General features: G+C 60.7%; 20 protein-coding genes and 1 riboswitch. Of the genes, 16 read left to right on the top strand and 4 right to left on the bottom strand.

Annotated elements, in window-relative coordinates; all coding sequences use genetic code 11:
• Window positions 1–182 precede the first annotated feature (182 nt).
• Together nhaB and KZO34_RS10050 are read left to right on the top strand one after the other, a co-directional pair.
• Entirely contained in the window at window positions 183–1,688 is a 1,506-nt protein-coding gene (gene nhaB, locus KZO34_RS10055; RefSeq protein WP_219476156.1) for a sodium/proton antiporter NhaB, read from the top strand.
• 170 nt (window positions 1,689–1,858) lie between these two features.
• Window positions 1,859–2,584, top strand: coding sequence for a substrate-binding periplasmic protein (locus tag KZO34_RS10050; RefSeq protein WP_257900246.1), 726 nt, complete (start codon window positions 1,859–1,861; stop codon window positions 2,582–2,584).
• Between the two features lie 15 nt (window positions 2,585–2,599).
• Here the strand turns inward: KZO34_RS10050 and KZO34_RS10045 are convergent, their stop codons facing one another.
• The 3 genes from KZO34_RS10045 to KZO34_RS10035 all read right to left on the bottom strand — a co-directional run bounded on the left by KZO34_RS10045 (window position 2,600) and on the right by KZO34_RS10035 (window position 7,690).
• Window positions 2,600–3,340: a DUF3047 domain-containing protein gene (locus KZO34_RS10045; RefSeq protein WP_374706520.1), complete on the bottom strand. Its 741-nt coding sequence runs from the start codon at window positions 3,338–3,340 to the stop codon at window positions 2,600–2,602.
• Window positions 3,341–3,414: 74 nt separating this feature from the next.
• Entirely contained in the window at window positions 3,415–4,320 is a 906-nt protein-coding gene (locus KZO34_RS10040; RefSeq protein WP_219476153.1) for a response regulator transcription factor, read from the bottom strand.
• Window positions 4,307–7,690, bottom strand: coding sequence for a hybrid sensor histidine kinase/response regulator (locus KZO34_RS10035; RefSeq protein WP_219476152.1), 3,384 nt, complete (start codon window positions 7,688–7,690; stop codon window positions 4,307–4,309). The genes KZO34_RS10040 and KZO34_RS10035 overlap by 14 nt, the downstream gene beginning before the upstream one ends.
• A 400-nt stretch (window positions 7,691–8,090) precedes the next feature.
• Here KZO34_RS10035 and urtA point away from each other — a divergent pair, with 400 nt between their 5' ends.
• From urtA to KZO34_RS09980, 11 genes are all read left to right on the top strand, one after another.
• Window positions 8,091–9,269, top strand: coding sequence for an urea ABC transporter substrate-binding protein (gene urtA / locus KZO34_RS10030; RefSeq protein ID WP_257900377.1), 1,179 nt, complete (start codon window positions 8,091–8,093; stop codon window positions 9,267–9,269).
• Window positions 9,270–9,352: 83 nt separating this feature from the next.
• On the top strand, window positions 9,353–10,279 hold the full coding sequence (gene urtB / locus KZO34_RS10025; protein WP_219476150.1) for an urea ABC transporter permease subunit UrtB: 927 nt from the start codon (window positions 9,353–9,355) through the stop codon (window positions 10,277–10,279).
• 9 nt (window positions 10,280–10,288) lie between these two features.
• Window positions 10,289–11,509: an urea ABC transporter permease subunit UrtC gene (gene urtC / locus KZO34_RS10020; RefSeq protein ID WP_219476148.1), complete on the top strand. Its 1,221-nt coding sequence runs from the start codon at window positions 10,289–10,291 to the stop codon at window positions 11,507–11,509.
• Window positions 11,509–12,267 carry an urea ABC transporter ATP-binding protein UrtD gene (urtD, locus tag KZO34_RS10015; protein WP_219476147.1) on the top strand — a complete coding sequence of 253 codons (759 nt, stop codon included), beginning with the start codon at window positions 11,509–11,511 and terminating at the stop codon, window positions 12,265–12,267. Before urtC ends, urtD begins: the two co-directional genes overlap by 1 nt.
• Before the next feature lie 2 nt (window positions 12,268–12,269).
• The gene (urtE, locus tag KZO34_RS10010; RefSeq protein ID WP_219476145.1) at window positions 12,270–12,959 is read left to right on the top strand and encodes an urea ABC transporter ATP-binding subunit UrtE; all 690 of its coding nucleotides are present in this window, start codon (window positions 12,270–12,272) and stop codon (window positions 12,957–12,959) included.
• Window positions 12,960–12,973: 14 nt separating this feature from the next.
• A complete protein-coding gene (locus tag KZO34_RS10005; RefSeq protein ID WP_219476143.1) occupies window positions 12,974–14,020 on the top strand; it encodes an aliphatic amidase in 1,047 nt (348 codons plus the stop codon).
• A gap of 15 nt (window positions 14,021–14,035) precedes the next feature.
• Window positions 14,036–15,079: an AAA family ATPase gene (locus KZO34_RS10000; protein WP_219476140.1), complete on the top strand. Its 1,044-nt coding sequence runs from the start codon at window positions 14,036–14,038 to the stop codon at window positions 15,077–15,079.
• 104 nt (window positions 15,080–15,183) lie between these two features.
• Window positions 15,184–16,416 (top strand): formamidase, encoded by a 1,233-nt coding sequence (gene fmdA, locus KZO34_RS09995; protein ID WP_219476138.1) that lies wholly within the window; start codon window positions 15,184–15,186, stop codon window positions 16,414–16,416.
• A gap of 5 nt (window positions 16,417–16,421) precedes the next feature.
• Window positions 16,422–16,775, top strand: a complete 354-nt coding sequence (locus KZO34_RS09990) for a zinc ribbon domain-containing protein (protein ID WP_219476136.1) — start codon at window positions 16,422–16,424, stop codon at window positions 16,773–16,775.
• A gap of 84 nt (window positions 16,776–16,859) precedes the next feature.
• Window positions 16,860–17,072, top strand: a riboswitch (cobalamin riboswitch).
• 110 nt (window positions 17,073–17,182) lie between these two features.
• The gene (locus KZO34_RS09985; RefSeq protein ID WP_219476134.1) at window positions 17,183–19,960 is read left to right on the top strand and encodes a ribonucleoside-diphosphate reductase subunit alpha; all 2,778 of its coding nucleotides are present in this window, start codon (window positions 17,183–17,185) and stop codon (window positions 19,958–19,960) included.
• A 31-nt stretch (window positions 19,961–19,991) separates the two neighbouring features.
• The gene (locus tag KZO34_RS09980; protein WP_219476133.1) at window positions 19,992–21,071 is read left to right on the top strand and encodes a ribonucleotide-diphosphate reductase subunit beta; all 1,080 of its coding nucleotides are present in this window, start codon (window positions 19,992–19,994) and stop codon (window positions 21,069–21,071) included.
• A gap of 57 nt (window positions 21,072–21,128) precedes the next feature.
• Here KZO34_RS09980 and KZO34_RS09975 read toward each other — a convergent pair whose 3' ends face one another.
• Window positions 21,129–22,427: a hypothetical protein gene (locus tag KZO34_RS09975; protein WP_219476132.1), complete on the bottom strand. Its 1,299-nt coding sequence runs from the start codon at window positions 22,425–22,427 to the stop codon at window positions 21,129–21,131.
• Between the two features lie 360 nt (window positions 22,428–22,787).
• Here KZO34_RS09975 and KZO34_RS09970 point away from each other — a divergent pair, with 360 nt between their 5' ends.
• The 3 genes from KZO34_RS09970 (at window position 22,788) to KZO34_RS09960 (ending at window position 24,648) form a co-directional block, all read left to right on the top strand.
• On the top strand, window positions 22,788–23,132 hold the full coding sequence (locus tag KZO34_RS09970; protein ID WP_219476131.1) for a hypothetical protein: 345 nt from the start codon (window positions 22,788–22,790) through the stop codon (window positions 23,130–23,132).
• Between the two features lie 109 nt (window positions 23,133–23,241).
• Complete coding sequence (locus tag KZO34_RS09965; RefSeq protein WP_219476130.1) at window positions 23,242–23,679, top strand: hypothetical protein; 438 nt, start codon at window positions 23,242–23,244, stop codon at window positions 23,677–23,679.
• 120 nt (window positions 23,680–23,799) lie between these two features.
• Window positions 23,800–24,648, top strand: a complete 849-nt coding sequence (locus KZO34_RS09960) for a hypothetical protein (RefSeq protein WP_219476129.1) — start codon at window positions 23,800–23,802, stop codon at window positions 24,646–24,648.
• The last annotated feature ends 7 nt before the right edge of the window (window positions 24,649–24,655 follow it).

Genomic DNA, 24,655 nt, shown 5'->3' with positions numbered 1-24,655 from the left:
TAGAGCGGCAGGGCCCTATCACCGCGTAACCGGTTTTTGGGGTACAATGCGACGCTGCATCCACTACCAACAGTGCATCGATTCGATACCTTGGTCCGATTACCCGGTAAAGAACTATCAGGGAACATAAGGCTCCGCATCCGGATTCTGTTTTCAGCACGCTAACCCAGAAGAAACCCGCAATGCCCACTACCGTTATTTCCGGCTTCACCCATAATTTTCTTGGCAAGGCTCCGGTCTGGTACAAGCAGGTCATCCTGTTGTTCCTGATCGCCAATCCGATTGTGATGTATCTGTTGGGGCCGGGGACGGCCGGGTGGCTGCTGATCGGCGAATTCATTTTCACCCTGGCCATGGCGCTGAAGTGTTATCCGCTTTTGCCGGGTGGCCTGCTGGCGGTGGAAGCGCTGCTGATCGGCCTGACCACGCCGGATGCGGTGTATCTGGAAGTGCTCACCAACTTCCCGGTGATTCTGCTGCTGATGTTCATGGTGGCGGGCATCTATTTCATGAAGGAACTGCTGCTGGTGACCTTCACCCAGATCCTGGTGGGGGTGCGCTCAAAATCCGCCCTGTCGCTGTTGTTCTGCAGCGCGGCCGCCATCCTTTCCGCGTTTCTTGATGCCCTGACCGTGACCGCGGTGATCATCAGCGTCGCCGTCGGTTTCTACTCGGTGTACCACAAGGTGGCTTCCGGCAAGGGTTATCACCACAAGGACCACAACGCCGGCAGTGACGAAGAGGTGGTCGAACTGCATCGGGAAGACCTGGAGAATTTCCGGGCCTTTCTGCGCAGCCTGTTGATGCACGGTGCCATCGGCACCGCCCTCGGCGGGGTGGCCACCATGGTGGGTGAGCCCCAGAACCTGTTGATCGCCAAGGTGGTGGGCTGGGATTTTGCCGGTTTCTTCCTGCAGATGGCGCCGGTCAGCCTGCCGGTTCTCGCGGCCGGCCTGGTGACCTGCTGGGCGCTGGAGAAGCTGCGCTGGTTCGGTTATGGCGGGCGCCTGCCCAAACCGGTCCGGCAGGTTCTGGAAGAGTTTGCCGAGAATGAGCGGGCCAAACGCACCAAGGCGGACCAGGCTGCGCTCTGGGTCCAGGCGATTGCTGCGGGTATTCTCGTGGTTGGCCTGGCGTTCCACCTGGCTGAAGTGGGCCTGATCGGCCTGCTGGTTATTATCCTGATCACCTCGTTCACCGGCATCACCGACGAGCACCAGATCGGCAAGGCATTCCAGGAATCCCTGCCGTTCACGTCCCTGCTGGTGGTGTTTTTCGCCGTGGTCGCGGTGATCCACGAGCAGCACCTGTTCAAGCCCATCATCGATTACGTGTTGTCCCTGCCTGAAGGCCAGCAACCGGGCATGTTCTTCATCGCCAACGGCGTGCTCTCGATGATCAGTGACAACGTGTTCGTGGCCACGGTGTACATCAGCGAAGTCAAGCAGGCCCTGGATGCCGGCAGCATCAGCCATGAGCATTTCCAGGCCCTGGCCGTGGCGATCAACACTGGCACTAACCTGCCGAGTGTGGCCACACCCAACGGCCAGGCCGCGTTCCTGTTCCTGCTGACCTCGGCCATCGCGCCCCTGGTCCGACTGTCCTACGGGCGCATGGTGATCATGGCTTTCCCCTATACCCTGGTCATGGGCGGGGTTGGTCTGTATATGGTGATCAACCACATCTGAGGGCCCGTTGTTTTTTTGCGGCGGTTGTCCGTGCACAAATTTCCCGGTCTGATAAGCTCTGCCAAAAGCGATTACAAGAACCGGAATCCATGAACAGCTGCCGTACCTGTCGTCCCACTGTCCTTACCCTGTGGCTTTTGTTGCTTGTCTTTTTGGGGCCATCGCCTGCGATGGCCCAGGCAACGACGCCGAAAACCCTGCGTATTGCCTACGTGGAATTCCCACCGATGACCTATCGCAACCATGCCGGGCAGCCGGACGGGGAGATGATCGACATTACCCGAAAGGTCGTTGAGGAAGCGGGCTACGTGCCGGAATTTATCTATCTGCCGGTGAGCCGGGTGTATCTGTATTTGAGCAATGGCCAGATCGATCTGTGGCCAGGATTGACGGATATCCCGAGTCTTGAGGGTGAGATCCTGGAAAGCTGGGTCAGCCCTCTGGCGATCCAGCTGAGCGCCTGGTACCGGGAGGGCATGGCGCCGCTGGAAAATTTCAGTCAGCTCAAAGGCAAGACCGTGATCGTGATAGGCGGCTACACCTACGCCGGCCTGATCAATTGGCTGAATCGTTCCGATGACATCCGGATCACCGAGGCGCCCAATCATCGTTCCGCCATCGACATGCTCAAGCGCAATCGCGGGGATTACTTGCTCGATTACCGACAGCCGGTCAACCAGGTTCTGACCTATCCCTCAGACAGTGAGGTTGTCGAGTCCGAGGTGCGCACCCGCAACATCGCGTGGCTGTTCTCGCTGGCCAGTCCGCGCGCCGCCGTACTTCGGGAAGAGTTTGATGATGCCTATCTGAGACTGGCAGCCGCCGGGGACGTGCCACCGGTGCGGACCATAACCCCGGGGTTTGTCATTCCCGGCTTTCCCGAGGAATACCGCTAGCCTCGCCCGCCGGGCTCACTCGGTCGACAGGCTGATGTCGCCATACCAGGCCGTGGCGGCTTCGCCGGTGTTGTCCGAGTCCGACATGATGGCAATGCCGACCACCGGCGGAGGCGCCTCCCCGAACGCCTGACGGTAGTCGGCGACGATATCCCGCTCCACGGTCACCCATTCGCCCACGCGCTCGTTGCCGGAATTGACCGATACCATCATGGTCTTGTCGGTATAGGGGTTGGGAATCATCTCGCCCTCGGGCAGGGTGTTGGCCCAGATGTAGTTGAGGGCGTTGCCTGGCAGGCTTTCGCCGAACAGCACCTCGACGGTCTTGCGCTTGGCGCGCTCGAAGAACCCGGCGTTCTCCGGCTGGAATTTGAACGCCACGTAGATCCGCGCCGGATAGTCGTCGCCGGACTTTTCCCGGGCATCGCCCCGCTCGAACACATTCGATACCTTCCACTGCCAGCGCAAAATCAGCGAGTCCGAGGGTTGCAGGTCCAGCCGGGCAATCATCCCGGAGGCGCCGCCCTCGGTCTCGGCCCGAACCACCTGGCGGCCCTCGTCGGTTACCAGCTCGTAGCGGGAGTGTTGGTCAATCTTGGGAAATTCCAGGGGCTCCCAGCCGGAGCCTTCCCCCAGTGTGTCAATAGCCGAAAAGGCGGGCAGCTCAGGGCCCTGCGCCTGCGCGGTGGGCATCAGCCAGGGGCTGCTGGCGAGGGCCAGTGCGGGGATCAGTGACTTCAGTGCCGTCAGACGCAAAATCATCTCCTTGCCAGGAATCGTGAGGGATTACCGGGCTGACAGCCGACGTCCTGAAAAGTGCCCGAACCCGCCTACTGCGTGGCCAGCAGGCGGATGGCGCTGGCGGCTGCGGCGGTCCGGTTCTCCACGCCCAGTTTCCGGAACACCTGCTCCAGATGCTTGTTGACCGTGCGCGGGCTCATGTCCAGGATCTGTCCGATTTCCCGGTTGGTCTTGCCGTTGGCGATCCACAGTAGCACGTCCGATTCCCGCAACGTCAGCTGGAACCGCTCTCGCAGGGCGGCGGCCGCGCTGTTCTGGTTCTGCGGGGTTTTCAGCCGGAGCAGGTATTCCCGGCCGTCCACCAGCGCCAGGTATTCCACCGAGCGGGGGGTGTCCAGCGCCCGCAACGGCATCACGTGTCCCGGCTCCAGGTTGTGGCTGAGCCACTCCTCCAGCTTGGCCCGAACATCCGGAAACTCCGGGTGGCTGCTGTCGGGCAGACACCGGCAGACCTGTGGTGTCCCCCACAGCAGATTGCCCTCGCGGTCCACCGCAAACAGGTTCTGGCCCGCGGTATCGAGGGCGCTGCGGGCGCTGCGGGTCATGCGGGCGTTGGCGAGGTGTACGTCCATGCGCGCCAGCAACTCGGTGGTGTTGATGGGTTTGGTGACGTAATCCACACCGCCGGCGTTCAGGCCCATGACCACGTGTTCGGTGTCACTCAGGCCGGTCATGAAGATGATCGGAATGTCGGTGAACGCCGGGTTCTCCTTCAGCCGCCGGCAGGTTTCAAAACCGTCCATGTGCGGCATGAGCGCATCCATCAGCACCACATCCGGGGTGATGTTCTGGCTGATGGTGAGCGCCTGGTTACCTTCCAGCGCGACCAGGACGGTCATGCCCGCTTCCTCGAGGGCATCGTTGATCATGCGAATGGAGTCGACCGCGTCATCCACGACCATCACGACGGTTTTCCGGTCCTCATGAAGCTTCATGTTCGGGTACCTCGAGTAATTCCAGGATTTTTTCAAACTGAAAATCGTTGGTGAGCTGGGTCAGCTCGTCGGTAAAGGGTTCCTCCGCCTCGCCCCGGTGCTTGAGCCCATGCAGTGCCTCGAGCAGGCCCTTTCGGTGCCCGATGCGGGCCAGGTCCGCCAGGTCCTGCCGGTGTGCCATAGCGGGCAGGGGCAGGTCACCGCTGTCCGATACTGGGATGGCGGCCAGCGGCTCGGCGCTTTTCTCGAACCGCCATTCCAGGCTGAGCACCCGGGCGATGGTGTCCAGCAGCAGGTTCAGGCGCACCGGCTTGATGATGTAGCCATCGTGCAGGCGCGGTGAATCGGCGGCGTGATGGCCCTCGTTGGCGTCGGCGGACACCATCACTACCGGCATGGCGTGCTTCGCCGCACGCAGCAGCTGCAACACCTCCCAGCCGGTACGGCCGGGCATGGACACGTCCAGCAAGACCAGATCCGGGCGCTCGGTATCAATGGTTTCCTGAACCTTGAGGGCATTGCCGATATCGACAATTTCAAAGCCCAGGGGCGACAGCATGGCGCGAATTACCTGGCGATGAGAGATGTCGTCGTCCACCAGCAGAACCTTGCGGCGGCTGCCGTGATAGCCGTAGATCCGTCGGGCCGGGGCGGAAATCGACCGTGGCCCGGCGCTGTGCAGGCTGGACAGCATCAGGCTGACCTTGAAGGTGCTGCCCTGGCCGGGCTCGCTGTGGACAGCGATGTCGCCACCCATGATCTCCGTCAGCAGTCGGGTGATGGTCAGGCCCAGGCCGGTACCGGTGCGGCTCTGACCCGGCGTGCGGATGCGCTCGAACGGCCGGAAGATCCGCTCGATGTTCTCCCGGGCGATGCCCTCGCCGGTGTCCCGGACGGTGAACTCGGCCACCTGACTCCGGTAGCGCAGGGTCAGGGACACCCCGCCCTTGTCGGTGTATTTGATGGCATTCGAGAGCAGGTTGATCAGGATCTGGCGCAGGCGTTTTTCATCGGTGGTCACCATTTCTGGCAGCGGGAAGGGGCAGTGGTAATCGAACGCCAGGCCCTTTTCCTCCGCCTGCAGCTGGAACATGGTGACCAGCTGTTCCATCAGTAATTCGATACGGACCTGGTCCCGGTGCAGGTCCAGTCGTCCGGCCTCGATCTTGGAGATGTCGAGCAGGCCCTCAATCAGGTCGGCCAGGTACTCGCCACTGCGGCGGATCACCCCCAGAGCCTCCTGCCGGTGGGGCGGTACCGAGTCGTCATTCTCCAGTAACTGGGCGTAACCCAGAATGGCATTCAACGGTGAGCGGAGTTCGTGGCTGATGCCGGTCAAATAGCGGCTTTTTGCACCATTTGCTGCTTCTGCTTGTTCCTTGGCCTGCTGCAGGGCCTGGTCGGTACGCTCGTGGGCGACGATCTCCTCCATCAGCAGTCGCGTCTGCCGACCGGATTCCTCTTCCGCCACCACCCGGCTCTCGTGGGCGAGTACGAACAGCCAGCAGATGACCCCGGTGACAATCACCAGAATGAAGAACACTTTCCAGAGGGTGACCGACAGCAGCAGCGCCTCGGGCGCCGAGGCCACTGGTGTCTTGAAGTAGATCAGGGACAGCAGCAGGCCGGACAGGCCATTGATCAGCACCAGTAACGTCAGGAAGTGGCCAATGCGGGAGTGCAGGCGGCTCAGGATTGCGCCGGGCACCAGCTTGCCAAGAAACTGCTGCAATTGTTCCTGGTACCCGGCGCCGGGTTTGCAGACGTCGCCGCAGCGGGCATCCAGCGAACAGCACAGGGAACAGATGGTGCCGTCGTAGGCCGGGCAACTGGTGACGTCTTCCGGCTCGAACTTGTGCTCACAGATGGTGCATTGCACCAGTTGATGGTCCGTGGCGATGGGCGTGAACGGGCGGGCGGTGTAAAACCGGCCGCGGGTCTTCCAGGCAATCAACGGCGCGGTCACCAGCGCCACGGCCATGGCGATGAAGTGGGACAGAGCCTCGGCGTAGTCGCCGAGGATGCCGGTATGGCAGGTGATGCCCACCACCGAGGCGGTGATCATGGCACCGACGCCCACGGGGTTGATGTCGTACAGGTGCGCGCGCTTGAACTCGATGTGCTTCGGGCTCAGCCCCAGCGGCTTGTTGATCACCAGGTCCGCCACCAGCGCCCCAACCCAGGCAATGGCGATGATGCCGTAGAAGCCGAGGGTTTCCTCCAGCGCCCGGTACACCCCCAGCTCCATCACCAGCAGGGCAATGGCGACGTTGAAAAACAGCCAGACCACCCGGCCCGGGTGGCTGTGGGTCAGCCGCGAGAAGAAGTTCGACCAGGCAATGGAGCCGGCGTAGGCGTTGGTGACGTTGATCTTGAGCTGGCACAGGATCACGAAGATCCCGGCCATGGCCAGGGAGATCTCCGGCGACTGGGTGATGTAATTGAACGCCACCACGTACATCTGGGTCGGGTCGGCGGCCTCGGTGGCGGAGATGCCCTGATTCAGGGCCAGCACCGCCAGGAAGGAGCCGGCCAGGATCTTCAGCATGCCGATCACGATCCAGCCCGGCCCGCCAGACATCACCGCCACCCACCACCGGCGTTTTTCCTCCCGATCCCGAGGCTCCGGAATGAAGCGCAGAAAATCCACCTGCTCGCCAATTTGGGCGATCAGCGAGAACACCACCGCGGCGGCGGCGCCGAACATTACCACATTCAGGCCCTGTCCGGCGGCTGGCCCGAGTCCCTCGAATTTTGTCCAGTCGCTGATGGAGGAGGCGTCGGCGTAGATGATGAACACGAACGGCGTCAGTTGCAGCAGGATCCACACCGGCTGGGTCCAGACCTGGAACCGGCTGATGGTGGTGATGCCGTGGGTCACCAGCGGGATGATCGCCACCGCGCAGATCAGATAACCGAGCACCAGCGGGATGTCGAACAGCATCTCCAGGGCCATGGCCATGATCGCCGCCTCGATGGCGAAGAAGATGAAGGTAAACGAGGCGTAGATCAGCGAAGTGATGGTGGAGCCAATGTAGCCGAAGCCGGCGCCCCGGGTCAGCAGGTCAATGTCCACGCCGTAGCGGGCGGCGTAGTAACTGATCGGGATGGCGGTCAGGAAGATCACCAGACTGACCACCAGAATGGCCGCCACGGCGTTATCGAACCCGTAGTGCAGGGTGATGGAGCCGCCAATGGCTTCCATGGCCAGGAACGAAATCGCGCCCAGCGCGGTGTTGCTGACCCGGGCGGCGGACCAGCGCCGGGCGCTCTTGGCGGTAAACCTCAGGGCATAGTCTTCGAGTGTCTGGTTGGCGACCCACTGATTGTAACTGCGCCGAACCCGGAAAATGTTCTGTCGTGCGGCCATCGCTGCCTTGCCTGTGTAACCTGGTTAAGTGCCCGGTTATGGTGCGGTTTTGGGGTTCCGCGCACCGGACCTGAAAGCCTCAACAAGTTCCGTGCCATCGTCCGGTGCGCGGTGAGATGCGGTGACATCTAATTCGTGTACCTGCGTTTTAGCCTGTCCCACCGGGCACCGGAATGCGTCAAATGACGTAGTGCGCTGGGGTGATTGCCGAATGGGCACCCGAGAGGGGGCTGAGCAGAATGTCTGTCGTGGGCGCTGTGCTTTCGCAAGGAAGCGCGGTACCGGCTTTCAAACACTGCGAGGAATCACCATGGGTACGACAGAGATAACCGCCGGTGGGCGGTCGATAGGCAAGGGGCTCGGGTTTCGAAAGAGCCTGATGACACTGGCGGCGTCGGTCATGCTGGCCACTTCCGCGCAAGCGGCAGCACCGGCAACCGCCGAGGTCAACACCACAGGACTGGCGGTCACGGACGACAGCGTTACCGTCGGCATCCTGCACTCCATCACCGGCACCATGGCGATCAGTGAGATCGGCTCGGTGCAGGCGGAAAAACTGGCCATCGAGCAGATCAACGCCTCCGGCGGTGTGCTTGGCCGCGAGATCAAGTACGTTCAGGAAGACGGCGCCAGTGACTGGCCGACGTTCGCCGAGAAATCCCGCAAGCTGCTGCGCCAGGACGATGTCGCCGCCATTTTCGGCGCCTGGACCTCCGCGTCCCGGAAGGCCATCCTGCCGGTCATTGAGCAGTACAACGGCATGCTCTACTACCCCACCTTTTACGAGGGTCTCGAGCAGTCCCCGAACGTGATCTACACCGGCCAGGAAGCCACCCAGCAGATTCTGGCGGGTATCGACTGGGCGGTGAAAGAGAAGGGCGCCAAGAGCTTCTACCTGCTCGGCTCCGACTACATCTGGCCGCGTACCTCCAACAAGATTGCCCGCAAGCACATCGACAAGCTGGGCCTCAAGGTCGTGGGTGAAGAGTACTACCCGCTGGGCCACACCCAGTTCAACTCGGTCATCAACAAGATCAAGCTGAAGAAGCCGGACGTGATCTTCGCGTCAGTGGTTGGTGGCTCTAACGTCGCCTTCTACAAGCAGATGAAAGCCGCCGGTGTGGATTTCACCGAGGAAAAGCCCCTGCTGCTGACCATCTCCGTGACCGAGGACGAAATCCGCGGCATCGGCGGTGAGAACGTGGAAGGCATCTACGCCTCGATGAAGTACTTCCAGAGCCTCGACAACCCCAACAACCAGGAGTTCGTTAAGGCCTTCAAGGAAACCTACGGCGATGACATGGTCATCGGCGACGTCACCCAGGCCGCCTACCTTGGCCCATGGCTGTGGAAGGCCGCGGTAGAAAAGGCTGGTTCCTTCGACATCGACAAGATCCGCGAAGTGTTTGCCGGCATCGAGTTCAAGAAGGCACCGGAAGGCTACGTACGCATCCACGAGAACCATCACCTGTGGTCCAAGACCCGCATCGGCAAGGCCCAGATCGATGGCCAGTACGAAGTGGTCTACGAGACCGAAGAGCTGATGGAGCCGGACCCGTTCCCGGAGGGTTACCAGTAAGCACGGTTTGCCGGCGCCTTCGTGCGCCGGCCGCCATTGCCTCCACAACGCAAAGCATGTTGGTTTGAAGGGGAGAAAGGGTCATGTTCGATGGCTACACCAGCAGTGAATTGATGTCGATATTTGCCATGCAGGGGTTTGCCGGGCTCTCCCTGTTTTCAGTGTTCGTACTGATGGCAATGGGCCTGGCCATCATCTTCGGTCAGATGGGGGTCATCAACATGGCCCACGGGGAGTTCATGATCCTCGGCGCCTACACCACCTACCTGACCTCGGCTTTTTTCCAGAGTTACCTGCCGGGCCTGTTCGGCGGGTATTTCTTTGTCGCCATGGTCCTGGCCTTCCTGATCTGTGCCGCCCTGGGAGCACTCGTCGAGTGGCTCATGATACGGCATCTCTACCACCGACCGCTTGATACGCTTCTGGCCACCTGGGGCCTGAGCCTGATCATGCAGCAGGCCTATCGCTCCATCTTCGGTGCCCGGGAAGTAGGCGTGGAACTGCCCGAGTGGATGATGGGCGCCTTCCAGGTGACTGACCTGGTGGAGCTGCCGATCAACGGCCTGTTCGTGATGATCATTGCGCTCTCCATCGCCGTTGGCGTCTACCTGCTGATGTACCGCTCCGGCTATGGCAAGAAAGTCCGGGCCGTGGTCCAGAACCGCCCCATGGCGGAAGCGGTGGGCATCAACAGTGCCGGCATCGACCGCGCCACCTTTGCCCTCGGCTGTGGCATCGCCGGTATCGCCGGGGCGGCATTCACCATGATCGGCTCCACCGGTCCGTCATCCGGCCAGGCCTACATCGTCGACACCTTCCTGGTGGTGGTCTTTGGCGGTGCCCAGAGTCTGATCGGCACCATTGTGTCCGCCTTCGGGATATCCCAGGCCCAGTCCACCATGGAGTTCTTCCTCAGTGGTTCCATGGCCAAGGTACTCACCCTGCTGGTCGTGGTCGGCATCCTGATGCTGCGTCCGGAAGGACTCATGGCCCTCAAGGTCCGTCGCTAGGAGATTGTCATGAAGAGTTCATCCCCAATGAAATGGTTTACCTCCCGCGAGGGCCTGTATTACCTCGCGCTGGCCGCGCTGCTGGTGGTGATTCTGCCGCTGGTGCTGGACCCCTTCCGCCTGAACATGGTGGGCAAGTACCTGACCTACGCCTTCGTGGCCATTGGCCTGGTGATGTGCTGGGGCAAGGCCGGCATCCTCAGCCTGGGCCAGGGCGTGTTCTTTGGCCTTGGCGGCTACTGCATGGCGATGTTCCTGAAGCTGGAGGCCTCCACGCCGGAGGCCACCGCCATCCAGTCCACCCCGGGCATTCCGGACTTCATGGACTGGAACCAGCTCACCGAGCTGCCGTGGTTCTGGGAACCGTTCCATAGCTTCTCCTTCACGCTGCTGGCGGTGATCGGTGTGCCCATGCTGCTGGCCTTCATCATCGGCCTGGCCATGTTCACCCGGCGGGTGGGGGGCGTGTACTTCGCCATCATCACCCAGGCCATCGCGGCGATCCTGACCATCCTGATCATCGGACAGCAGGGCTACACCGGGGGCGTGAACGGCATTACCGACCTGCAGACCTTGATGGGCTGGGATATCCGCAGCGATGCGGCGAAAACCACGCTCTACTTCGTCTGCGTGGGCATGCTGTTCCTGTGCCTGTTCGTGGCCCGGTTCGTTCAGAACCGCAAGCTCGGCCGCATCCTGGTGGCCATGAACGCCCAGGAAAACCGGGTGCGCTTCTCCGGCTATGACGTGGCCGCCTTCAAGATCTTCGTGTTCTGCCTGGCGGCGGCCTTTGCCGGCATCGGCGGCGCCCTGTTCACCCTGATTGTCGGCTTCATGTCGCCGTCGTTCATCGGCATCGTCGCCTCCATCGAGATGGTGATCTTCTGCGCCCTCGGCGGCCGGTTGTCGATCCTAGGCGCGGTCTACGGTGCGTTGCTGGTGAACGCCGCCAAGAGTGGCTTCTCCGAATCCTTCCCGGAACTCTGGCCCTTCGCCATGGGCGCCCTGTTCATCGGCGTGGTGCTGGCCTTCCCGAACGGTCTGGCCGGGCTCTACCAGAGCTACGTCATGCCGCTGGAAGAGCGACTGTTCAAGCGCAAGCCCAAGGCCAGTCCCGAGCCGGCCCCGGAACCCGAGGCCACGCCCGAGGTTCGCAAGCCGGCGGTGGCCGCGACCGAAGCGCGCGACTACGACCCGATGATTGAACACTACAGCCCGGAGAAATCCTGATGAACGCAGCCAAATCCAAGAGCAGTGATTTCCTGCTGGCGGTGGAAGGACTCACCGTATCCTTCGACGGCTTCAAGGCCGTGGATGACCTCTCGTTCTACCTCGATCCCAAGGAGATCCGGGTCATCATCGGCCCCAACGGCGCCGGCAAGACCACGGTGCTGGACCTGATCTGCGGCAAGACCAAGGCCACGGCCGGGTCCATCAAGTTCGCCGGCAAGGAACTCACCAGGCTCAAGGAACACCAGATCGTCCATTCCGGGGTGGGCCGGAAGTTCCAGACTCCCTCGGTGTTCGAGGACCTGACCGTGTTCGAGAACCTGGAACTGTCGTTTCCCAAGGGCCACAGCGTCGGCGGGGCCCTGGCGTTCAAGCGCGATTCGGAGGTAATCGAGGCGGTGGAGGAAGTGGCAGCGACCATCTTCCTCACCGATGCCCTGAACGAACCGGCGGCGTCCCTCAGCCACGGCCAGAAACAGTGGCTGGAGATCGGCATGCTGCTGATCCAGAAGCCGGACCTGCTGATGCTGGATGAGCCGGTGGCCGGCATGTCCGTCACCGAACGCAAGAAAACCGCGGAACTGCTCAGGGTGATCACCAAGGACCACACGGTGCTGGTGATCGAGCATGACATGCAGTTTGTCGGCGATATCGCGGACCGGGTCACCGTCATGCATCAGGGCAAGGTTCTCTCAGAAGGGTCCATCGAGCACGTGAAATCGGACCCGAAAGTCATCGAAGTCTACCTGGGGCACTGATCATGCTGAACGTAAAACATCATTCGGTGGCCTATGGCCAGAGCACCATCATCGACGACCTGAACCTCGATGTGGCAAAGAACGAGATCGTGGCCGTGGTGGGTCGTAACGGCATGGGCAAGACCACGCTGATGAAATCCCTGGTGGGGATGACGCCCACCCGGGGCGGCGAGGTCAGCCTGGACGGCACCGACCTTTCCGGTCTTAAGAGTTTCCAGCGCGTCCGCGCCGGCATCGGTTTCGTGCCCCAGGGGCGGATGATCTTTCCCACGCTGACAGTGCGGGAAAACATTGAAACCGGACTGGCGGCGGTGGGCGAGAAGACCGTGCCGGAGGACCTGTACGAGCTGTTCCCGGTGCTCAAGGAAATGCAGAACCGCCGGGGCGGCAACCTGTCCGGCGGCCAGCAGCAACAGCTGGCCATTGCCCGCGCTCTGGCCACCCGGCCCAAGGTGCTGCTGCTCGACGAACCCACCGAAGGCATCCAGCCCAACATCATCAAGGACATCGCCCAGACCCTGCGGCGCATTCGCGATGAGCGGGGCCTGTCGATTGTGGTGTCGGAGCAGGTACTGAGCTTTGTGATGGATGCGGCCGACCGGATCCTGGTGATCGAGAAGGGCGCCATCGTGCACGAAGAGAGCCGGGCTGAGGCGGATCAGGACAAGATTGCCAGTTATCTGGCGGTGTAACGAGGAGCAGAGCAATGAGACACGGTGATATTTCCAGCAGCAACGACACCGTCGGTGTGGCGGTGGTGAACTACAAGATGCCCCGGCTGCACACCAAAGATGATGTGCTGGCCAACGCCCGCCAGATCGCGGACATGATCAAGGGCATGAAGGTGGGCCTGCCGGGCATGGACCTGGTGGTGTTCCCGGAATACAGCACCATGGGCATCATGTACGACAACGACGAAATGATGGAAACCGCCGCCACCATCCCCGGCGACGAAACCGCCATCTTTTCGGCCGCCTGCCGCGAGGCCAACACCTGGGGGGTGTTCTCGCTGACCGGCGAACGCCATGAGGAGCACCCGAAAAAGGCGCCCTACAACACCCTGGTTCTGATCAACAACGAGGGCGAGATCGTCCAGAAGTACCGCAAGTGCATTCCCTGGTGCCCTATCGAAGGCTGGTACCCCGGCGACACCACCTACGTCACCGAGGGCCCCAAGGGCATGAAGATCAGCCTGATCATCTGCGACGACGGCAACTACCCGGAAATCTGGCGGGACTGCGCCATGAAGGGGGCGGAGCTGATCGTGCGTTGCCAGGGCTACATGTACCCGGCCAAGGAACAGCAGATCATGATGGCCAAGAGCATGGCCTGGGCCAATAACTGCTACGTGGCGGTGGCCAACGCCTCCGGCTTCGACGGCGTGTATTCCTATTTCGGCCACTCGGCGCTGATTGGCTTTGATGGCCGCACCCTGGGTGAGTGTGGCGAGGAGGACATGGGCGTGCAGTACGCCCAGCTCTCCGTTAGCCAGATCCGCGACGCCCGCGCAAACGACCAGTCCCAGAACCACCTGTTCAAGCTGTTGCACCGGGGCTACACCGGCGTGCACGCCTCCGGTGACGGTGACAAGGGCGTGGCCGATTGCCCGTTCGAGTTCTATCGCACCTGGGTGATGGACGCCCAGAAGGCGCAGGAGAACGTGGAGGCCATGACCCGCAAGACCGTGGGTACCGCCGAGTGCCCGGTGGGCGAGCTGCCGTTCGACGGCAAGGAAAAATCCGCAGGGGCATAGGCCCGGGAGGCACTGATGCCGTTTATCAACGAACGGCTGGAAGCCAACCGGGAGTCCATTGAACAGAACCGGGCTGCTTCAGGCCCGGTTCGTGTTTCCCGGTTTCGCTTCGAGCCCGAGGCCGTGATGGCCCGCCTGCGGGACAACATCGTCGGCCAGGACGACGCCCTCGCTGCCATGGAAGCGATGCTGGTAAGGGTCAAGGCCGACATCGGCGAGGACAACCGACCGCTGGCGGTGCACCTGTTCCTGGGGCCCACCGGCGTCGGCAAGACCGAAACCGTGCGCCTGATCGCCGAAGCCATTCACGGCAGCCGCGACAGTCTGTGCCGAATCGACATGAACACCCTGGCCCAGGAGCACTACGCCGCCGCGCTCACCGGTGCGCCGCCCGGTTACGTGGGCAGCAAGGAAGGCCACAGCCTGTTCAATCTGGACAAGGTGCAGGGCTCGTTCAGCAAACCCGGTATTGTCCTGTTCGATGAAATTGAGAAGGCCAGCAAGGAGGTGGTCCGCACCTTGCTCAACGTGCTGGATACCGGCCGGCTGGTGTTTCCCTCCGGCAACCGCGAGATCGACTTTCGCAACACGCTGATTTTCATGACCAGCAATGCCGGCGCCCTGGACGCCGAAGCCCACCAATACCGTTATCAGCGCGGCTGGCGGCGCTGGCTCGGGTTATCGCCCGGCAACGGCGAGGGTATTCGCGATGCCGCCCTGCGTCGCCACTTTGACCCCGAATTTCTCAACCGCATTGACCAGATCCTCACCTTCAATCCTCTGACTGAGAACTGGCTGGAGGCCCTGCTCGACATCGAGCTGGCGGGCCTCAATCGCCGCCTGTCTAAAAAGCATGCGGAGCTGAGCCTGTCGCCGGAACTGCGCACCGAACTCTGCCGCGGCTACGACGCCCGCTATGGCGCCCGGGAGTTGCTGCGAGTGTTTCGCCAGCGTCTGGAGCCGGCGCTGGCCCGGGCGTTGCTGGATTATCCGCAGTGCCACCGGTTCGAGGCTTCGCTGGAGGGCAGGGCCGTCACGGTTCACCAATACGTCGAATGACGTAGGCACCGGGGGCATTTCGCGAATACACCCCCGGAGCGGGATTTCGGATAGTGAAGGTGTTACCTAAACGTGTACGCCAATAAGACCAAGGAGCCTCCGCTATGGCTGAAACCATTATCAAGATCGATCTGAACAAGTCGGCCTACGAGAACGACAAAATCCACAACCGCTGGCACCCGGACATTCCCCTGGTCGCCACCGTCAAGCCCGGCGATGACTTCATCGTCGAGTGCTACGACTGGACCGGCGGCCAGATCAAGAACGACGACAGCGCCGACGACGTGCGCGATGTCGATCTCAGCCAGGTGCACTTTCTCTCGGGTCCGATTGGTGTCGAAGGCGCGGAGCCGGGCGACCTGCTGGAGGTGGATATCCTCGACATCGGCACCTTCGAAGAGAGCCAGTGGGGCTTCAACGGCTTCTTCTCCAAGCAGAACGGCGGTGGCTTCCTGACCGAACACTTCCCGGAAGCCCAGAAAAGCATCTGGGACTTCAACGGCATGTTCACCAAATCCCGCCACATTCCGAACGTGGAATTCGCCGGCCTGATTCACCCGGGCCTGATCGGCTGCCTGCCCTCCAAGGAGCTGCTGGAAACCTGGAACACCCGGGAAGCCGGCCTGGTGGCGACCGACCCCGAGCGGGTGCCGGAGCTGGCCACCCTGCCCAACGGCGAGACCGCCCACATGGGCCAGATGCGCGGTGAAGCCGCCAAGGCCGCCGGCGCCGAAGCGGCCCGGACCGTGCCGCCGCGAGAGCACGGTGGTAACTGCGACATCAAGGATTTGTCCCGCGGCTCCAAGGTGTACTTCCCGGTCTACGTGGACGGCGCCGGCCTCTCCGTGGGCGACTTGCACTTCAGCCAGGGCGACGGCGAGATCACCTTCTGTGGTGCCATCGAAATGGCCGGCTGGATTCACCTGCGGGTGAACCTGATCAAGGACGGCGTGAAGAAATACGGCATCAAGAACCCGGTGTTCAAGCCCAGCCCGATCAAGCCCCGCTACGACGACTACGTGATCTTCGAAGGCATCTCGGTGGACGAGGACGGCGGCCAGCACTACCTCGACGTGCACGTGGCCTACCGCCAGGCCTGCCTGAACGCCATCGAATACATGACCAAGTTCGGCTACACCAAGGCCCAGGCGTACGCGATCCTCGGCTGCGCGCCGGTGGAAGGCCACATCAGCGGCGTGGTGGACATCCCGAACGCCTGCGCCACGCTCTGGCTGCCCACCGGCATCTTCGACTTCGACATCAACCCGTCCGCCGATGGTCCCCAGAAGAAAGTCAGCGGTGGCATGGACGTCCCCCTGTCGAAAGATAAGGAGTAAGCGCCATGCCCGTGTACGACTACAAGTGCCGCGAGCACGGCCTGTTCAACACCTTGGCCACCATGGCCGACGCCGCCAAACCGGCGGAATGCCCCACCTGCAAGGCGCTGTCGCCCCGGGTGATCGTGTTGCCACCGCACATCGCGGCCATGGACCCGGCCAACCGGGCGGCCCAGGACCGGAACGAAAAATCCCGGCATGAGCCGGTGTTTTCCACCGCTGACCGCCGGGCCCACGACCAGGAACACAGCCGCAGTTGCGGCTGTGGCTCGCCGAAGCCGGGTAAGTCGATGCTGTTCTACACCGCCGACGGGAAGAAGATGTTCCCCTCCATGCGGCCCTGGATGATCAGCCACTGACGTTCAGTACAGAGTCTGTCACGTGTTTGGCCCCTTCGGGGGCCTTTTTTGTTGCCCCGCCTTGTTCCGCCTGAATATCGTGTATATAGTGTTTTCATCCTTGGTTAACTACCAGATGTTGTTTTTTGAGCATCTCGGTATCGGGAATCCGGTGAGAATCCGGAACTGACGCGCAGCGGTATTGGAGAACGAGCGTGGCATAACGACACTGGCGCAAGCCGGGAAGTCGCCACGCGAGGCCGAATCGAACGATTCACGCTCCTGAGTCCGAAGACCTGCCAGGGATACAACTGCACCTTCGCGTCTTAAGGTGAGCAGATCGGTAGTGCCTGCCCGTCCCCCGGGCAAGGTGCGCCCCTGCGTACGCGAAGGTGAAAGGAATCCAACGCGTATTCAGGAGTACAGACATGTCCAGCTCTGCCCTGGCTGCACCCCAGCCGTCCGCCCCAACTGAAACCGAATCCCTGCAGGTCATCAAGCGTAATGGCACCCTTGTAGGCTTCGATCCGTCGAAGATCAGCGTTGCTGTCACCAAAGCCTTCCTGGCTGTTGAGGGTGACAAGGCCGCCGGCTCGGCCCGCATCAACGATGCCGTGCACCGGGTGACCGAGCAGGTGATCCAGGCCATCGGTCGGCGCCTGAAAGCCGGCGGCAAGGTTCACATCGAAGACATCCAGGACCAGGTGGAGCTGGCGCTGATGCGGGCCGAGGAACAGAAAGTGGCCCGCGCCTACGTGCTCTACCGGGAAGACCACGCCCGGCAGCGTGCCCACGATCACCCGGTGGAAGCCCACCCGCACCTGACCGTGAAAAAAGCCGGTGGCGAGATCGCCCCGCTGGACCTGGGCCGGATGAAACGGCAGGTGGAGCAGGCGGCTACCGGCCTGGACGGCATCGACGGCGACTCCCTGGTGGAAGACGCCCTGACCAACCTGTACGACGGCATTGCCGAGGAAGACGTGCTGTCGGCGCTGGTGATGACGGCCCGCGGGCGCATCGAACAGGAGCCGGACTACAGCGCCGTCACCGCCCGGCTGTTGCTGGAACAGCTTCGGCTGGAGAATGCCTTGGCCCTGAATTTATCCACAGAGCAGTCGCTGGCGGACATCTATCCACAGGCCCTGAGCGCCTTTATCGCCGCCGGCATTCGGTACGAGCTGTTGGACGAAGCGCTCGCGGCGTTTGATCTCGAGCGCCTGGGCGACGCCCTGAAACCGGAGCGGGACCGGCAGTTCGGCTTCCTCGGCCTGCAAACCCTTTACGACCGCTATTTCATCCACTGGGACGGCGCCCGCCTGGAACTGCCGCAGGTGTTCTTCATGCGCGTGGCCATGGGCCTGGCGCTGCGGGAAGACGACCCGAACGCCCGCGCCATCGAGTTCTATGACCTGTTGTCCTCGTTCGACTACATGGCCAGCACACCCACGCTGTTCAACAGCGGTACCCGCCATTCCCAGCTGTCGTCCTGCTACCTGACCACCGTGGGCGACGACCTGGAAGCCATCTACGGCGCCATCCGGGATAACGCCATGCTGTCGAAATGGGCCGGTGGCCTGGGCAACGACTGGACGCCGGTGCGCTCGCTGGGCGCCCACATCAAGGGCACCAACGGCCAGAGCCAGGGCGTGGTGCCGTTCCTGAAAGTGGTCAACGACACCGCCGTGGCGGTGAACCAGGGCGGCAAGCGCAAGGGCGCGGTGTGCGCCTACCTGGAAAGCTGGCACCTGGACATCGAGGAATTCCTGGAGCTGCGCAAGAACACCGGTGACGAACGCCGCCGCACCCACGACATGAACACCGCCAACTGGGTGCCGGACCTGCTGATCGAACGCATGCGCGAAGACCGGGACTGGACCCTGTTCTCCCCCAGCGACGTGCCGGACCTGCACGACCTATACGGCAACGCCTTCCGCGAGCGTTACGAGCATTACGAGGCGCTGGCGGAGCAGGGCAAGATCAAGCTGTTCAAGAAACTTCCGGCCAAGCAGCTCTGGCGCAAGATGCTGACTGTGCTGTTCGAGACCGGCCACCCGTGGATCACCTTCAAGGACCCCTGCAACCTGCGCTCGCCCCAGCAGCACCAGGGTGTGGTGCACAGCTCCAACCTGTGTACCGAGATCACCCTGAACACCAACGCGGACGAGATTGCCGTGTGCAACCTGGGCTCGGTGAACCTGGCGGCGCACATCGCCAACGGCGAGCTGGATGTGCAGCGTCTGGAGCGCACCGTGACCACCGCCGTGCGCATGCTCGATAACGTCATCGACATCAACTACTACGCGGTGCCCCAGGCCCGCAATTCCAACCTCAAGCACCGCCCGGTGGGCCTGGGATTGATGGGCTTTCAGGACGCGCTCTACCAGCTGGGCCTGCCGTACACCAGCCCGGAAGCGGTGGAGTTTGCCGACGTGGCCATGGAACAACTCAGCTACTTTGCCATTCGCGCCTCCGCCACGCTGGCGGCGGACCGGGGCGCTTACGACAGCTACGAGGGCTCCCTGTGGCAGCAAGGCATCCTGCCCATCGATTCCATCAGCCGGCTGAAACAGGCGCGCCGGGAAGGGGATCTGACCGTGAACACCTCCGCCCGGCTGGATTGGGCCCCGGTGCGCGAGCTGATCGCCCAACACGGCATGCGCAACAGCAACGTCATGGCCATCGCGCCCACCGCCACCATCTCCAACATCGTGGGCGTGTCCCAGTCCATCGAGCCGGCGTACCAGAACCTGTTCGTGAAATCGAACCTGTCCGGCGAGTTCACGGTGGTGAACCCCTCCCTGGTTCAGGACCTGAAGGCCGAGGGCCTTTGGGACAACGTGATGGTGAACGACCTCAAATACTTCGACGGCTCGGTGCAGCAGATCGACCGCATTCCGGCCGAGCTCAAGGCCCGTTACGCCACCGCCTTCGAGATCGACGCCCGCTGGCTGGTGGAAGCCGCCGCCCGCCGCCAGAAATGGCTGGACCAGGCCCAGAGCCTGAACCTGTACATGGCCGAACCCAGTGGCAAGAAGCTGGATGCGTTGTATCAGCTGGCCTGGGAGCGTGGCCTTAAGACCACCTACTACCTGAGGTCACTGGGTGCCACCGGGGCCGAGAAAACCGCGCCGGTCGCTGTGCCATCGAGAGAGCCGCAACCGCAGGTGTGCAGCATCGACGACCCTGACTGCGAAGCGTGTCAGTAATCACTTACTATCTATTCAAGAGGCGCAGACCATGCTCGACTGGGACGACGAACCCAAAACCGCAAGCACGCCGGCCGATCGCGCCGGCGGCAACCCCAACCCCGGCGCTCCCGCGCCGGTCAACGCGGACGACAAACGCGTGATCAACGGCGAGACGGACATCAACCAGCTCGCCCCGTTCAAGTACCCCTGGGCCTGGGAGTACTTCATGAACGCCAACAAGAACCACTGGACCCCGCTGGACGTGAACCTGGCCCAGGACGTCCACGACTACCACCACCGGCTCACCGCCCCGGAAAAGCACGTGTACGAGAACGTGCTGGCCTACCTGACCACCTCCGACATCCTGGCCATGCGCAACATCGGCCTGGCGGTGATGGAGAAGATGAGCGCGCCGGAACTGCAGATCTACCAGGCCCGGCAGGTGTACGAAGAGGCCATGCACACCTGGGCCTACCAGCACTGCATCGAAACCCTGAACCTGGACCAGAGTGAGATCTATAACCGCTACCGGGTGGTGCCGGCCATCAACGGCAAGATCCAGATCGCCAACCGAAGGCTGGACGCCGCCATGCGCCCGGACCTGAACCTGCGCAACCGCGACGACCTGCAGGAATTCATCATGTCCTACCTGTTCTTCGCAGCGGTGTTCGAAGGCACCTGGTTCTACAACGGCTTCAGCCCCATCTTCGCCCTGCAGCGCCGCGGCCTCATGCGCGGCACCGGCGAACAGCTGCAGTACATCCTGCGGGACGAAGCCATGCACTTCTCCTTCGGGCTGAAGGTGGTGAACCAGATCGTGGAGGAGGAGAACATCCGCTTCGACCCGCAAGCCGTGCGCGCCATGTGGGACGAATCCGAAGCGGCCGAAACGGAATACGCCAACTACATCCTGCGCGACCCGATCCTGGGTTACTCCGCCGAGTATCACAGTGAACAGTTCCGTTTCGTCGCCAACCGCCGGGCTCGTACAGTCGGCCTGGACGAACCCTTCCCCGGCGCGAGGAACGTCTCGCCCTGGCTGGATGAGCAGGCGACCCTGAGGAAGGAAAAGAACTTCTTCGAGACGCGGGTGATCGAGTACCAGACCGGGGCTCAGTTGGAGTGGTAGTCGAATCGGCTAGGCTCTCCCCGATGGCTTCCGGGCAGAGCCTAGCCGGCGCAAGCCTTAGAGTAGAGTGACGCTGCGGATGTCACCCAGGGGAACGGGAACCACCAGGGTACCGCCATACATGTGGCGTTTGAGTTTCAGGGCGTTGCCTTCCACGGCCTGGATGCGGCCCTTGATCGCTCGGCCGTCGGCCAGCTGGATCTGCACATCGTGCTGGAGATGATCATCAAGCTGGGCCAGGGAGATCCGACCCTCGGAGCGGGCCGGTGCGGATCGGGTAGGTTCCGGTGCCGCTGGCTTTGATGGCGCGGACTCGGAGGTAGATGATGGGCTGCTGCGCTCCTCGGCGACAGCCGTGTCCGCCTGGCTGACGCTGATGGACTGCAGGCCGGACCGTTCCGTGCCCAGTTTCGGGTTCAGGCGCCCGCTCAGATAGACGGGGTCCGGGCTCAGGTAGTTGTCCCCGAGATCCAGAGCCGGGAAAGGTTCCATCTGGAACGTCAGCGTACTGCCCGGGTGTGTGAGGTAGTCCTGGTAAACCTCCACAAGACTGTCGCTCGGCTTCAGGCCCATCGCCTGCCATTCCGCGGTCCAGGCTTCCAGATGCCGGGCGCGATACGCCTCGGTGTCCATCTCCAATTCGTTGGCGCAGAAATCCAGGATGCGGTTCAGGTAACCCAGATCTTCCAACTCAATGCTGGCCGCCTCCAGTTGTGCGGTCTTCGCCACCTGTGGCGACAAGGCCATCTCGTTGAACGAGCCTGAATGGTATACGACCATTTCCAGGCCCACCGCCATCTGGTTCCGGGAGACCGTGTCGATGGTTAGCGTGAGCTGGTTGCCGGTTTCGGACAGCCGGTAGGCCACGTCCATATCCAGCGTGAGGTAGTCATAGCCCATCCGCGCCAGGTCACTTCGGTTGAAGTAGCGGCGATCTCCGCATCCCGCGGTTTCCAATTGACTGAACGGATTGTCGCCCTCGGCGGCCTGTTCGAGATTGGACATGAACGCCATATCGGCCTTGAGCCCTTCAAGAGAAAATTTCAGGTAGTCCGGCATCTGGCCGGACTGAAGGTGATCCTTGAGCGTTAGCAGAGCCCAGGGGCTGCCGGTTCCAAGGGCGACCTTGTCTACCGCAATCACCTCAGACGTTGCCCGGGACGTGAAGCGAAGATCGTTCACCGTAATGTCTCCCGAGAAGTTCGTGGATACACTGCCGTATTCCATGGCGGCGAACGGTGCCACCTGCATCTTGGCGAGTTCAAGACCGTCAGTCACTGAACTGGTAATTTTGTAGTACGCGAACCCCGAAAGACCGGCAACAGCGACAACGAGAACAATCAGCAAACGTTTCATACAAGTCCCTTTTTGACGCAATCCAGAGCGATACTAGCTTAACTCCCTGTAATATTTAAAGTTGGGGACTGAGTCGTGAAATGGCGTTCGCCAGAAAGCGGGTGAGATTCGGCGCAGTCGGCACGGAGTTCAGCGACAAATGTCGGAAAATTCCGGACATGAAATCATAAGTAACTGTTTTTAAGTGTAAAAGTGATTGATGGTTTGGTGGATAGAACGCACTCAGGCTCTGGAGATATACGACAAATGACGCCTATTTCCAGTTGGTGTCCGGGTAGTCTATGCTGTAGTTCACTGATTTATAAACATTAACGCGAAAGAATGGCAGGCGCTGGTTCGGAAATAGGCGCTGCGTGATATATGTCATTTGTCGTTGAATTAGCTGTTAGGCGAAAAAAAATGAAGCCACTAATCATACTGCTATTGTCATTTTTTATTGTCGGGTGTGATAGCCCAGAACCTAGAGTGATTGATAGCGAGATCGTAAAAACCACAACACCAGATGGTGTTGAGATTCGAAAAGGCGAAATATCCGAAGTTATGACAAGTAAGAAGAACAAGGATCGGTTTGTGTCTTACCTACAAAAAAATGATATCTACTACCGTCTAGATAATCGCTACCCTAATGAGGTTAGCTGGATACCTGAAAGCGAAGAGCACAGGCAAGAAATATTTAAGAAGGCATTCAGTGGGCCAGAGGGTTAACCCCATGGACTCGCCTAACAAGGCCAGGCACGGCGACGCCTTTTTCGTTGCGGCTTCGCCTCCACTACAAAGCCGCGCATGCTGGCGGCGTTAAATCTAAGTTGACTGGATGTCTGAGATCGAGAATCAGAAGGACAAATATCATTGGTGGAGGTGGCTTTTCGTTCCGGTCGTGCCGCCGGTTGCTGGTCTCGCTGGTGGAGCTGCTTTCCATCTGATGCAGTGGTTTGGGATGAAAATGACAGGGGGTTATTCGGAGGACGGCTGGATTTTCTTGTATTTTATGCCCCTGGTTACGGCCGGTTTTGTTGGGTGGGCTTACTCCTGGTCAGCAGCCATGATTGCGCCATCGGCACGGTTAAAAGCCAGCTTCACGATGACCGTGTTTTTGTTCTTGTTCGCTGTATTCGCCAGTGTAGTCGCTATAGTTGGACCGGAATACTCGCGTTTTGAGGTCGTAAGTGTGGTTCTAATGAGCATTGCAGCAGTAATGGGCAGCATCGTTGCATTGATCGGTATTAAAAAGGCTCACAGCAATGAGCCGTAAAAGTGATGCCCAGCATCTAATATATTTAACCAATAATTGTATTACGTTCTGGCCGATGACCCTCCACCGGACGCCCGTTTCGCTGAGCTACACGGGCGCCGTTAAACAACGACGTTAAATATGAATTTAGAACTGAACGAATTCCTGACAACGTTGCTGTCCTCTGCGCTAGCCAGTGCAGTTCTTTCTGGAGCTATTATTTGGCTTGCAAGAACTTGGATTGCAGAACGCCTTCGCCAAAGTATTCAGCATGAATATGACCAAAATCTCGCCCGGCTAAATTCTGAGTTACAAGCAGAAGCTGATAAGAATGCTCTGCTGCTAAAGAACTCATTTGAACAAGAGGCGGAGAGGCTGAGATTTGCGACATCCTCGATTAGCTCAACACAAAAAATCGCGATTGAACGGAAACTCGATGGAGTTGAAACGCTCTGGGACGCAATTTTATTGGCGAGAAAGAACGTTCCTGCGATCATGGGCTTTATAGATATCCTTACTGTAGACGAATACAAGAACAGTAAAAATCATCCAGATTTTAAGCAGTTAGTTGGTGAGGTTTCCATTGAAAATATGACTGCAATGTACAAGGACAATGTTGGTTCCCGTGAACGCATACGGCCATATGTTGGGGAGTACCTCTGGGCTTTGCTGTCAACATATCAAGCTTCGATCACTCGAGTAGCGCTGGTTATTCACTGGGGTGATCAAGACGAAAAGAAACTAAATTGGCACCTCGACGGCGGCGTCCGCCAGTTGATCAATTCGTTTCTCAGCCAGACCGAGCTTGAGCAGTTTGAAAAAGTGAATGTTGGAAAAATTGGCTGGTTGCAGAGGAACTTAGAGCAGAAAATTTTAGCGGGAATCAATGTGGTTATCTCAGGCCAGAAAATTGGAGATGAAGCACTTGAACAAGCGCAGCGGATGGAACAGCGGGTTCGTGAACTGAAGGTTGGGAGTGGAGATATTTAACAAGGCA

This window comes from Marinobacter sp. F4206 (assembly GCF_019392195.1).
Taxonomy (GTDB): Bacteria; Pseudomonadota; Gammaproteobacteria; order Pseudomonadales; family Oleiphilaceae; genus Marinobacter.
The sequence above is the reverse complement of the archived record's forward strand: the minus strand, read 5'-3'. Positions and strand labels throughout refer to the sequence as shown.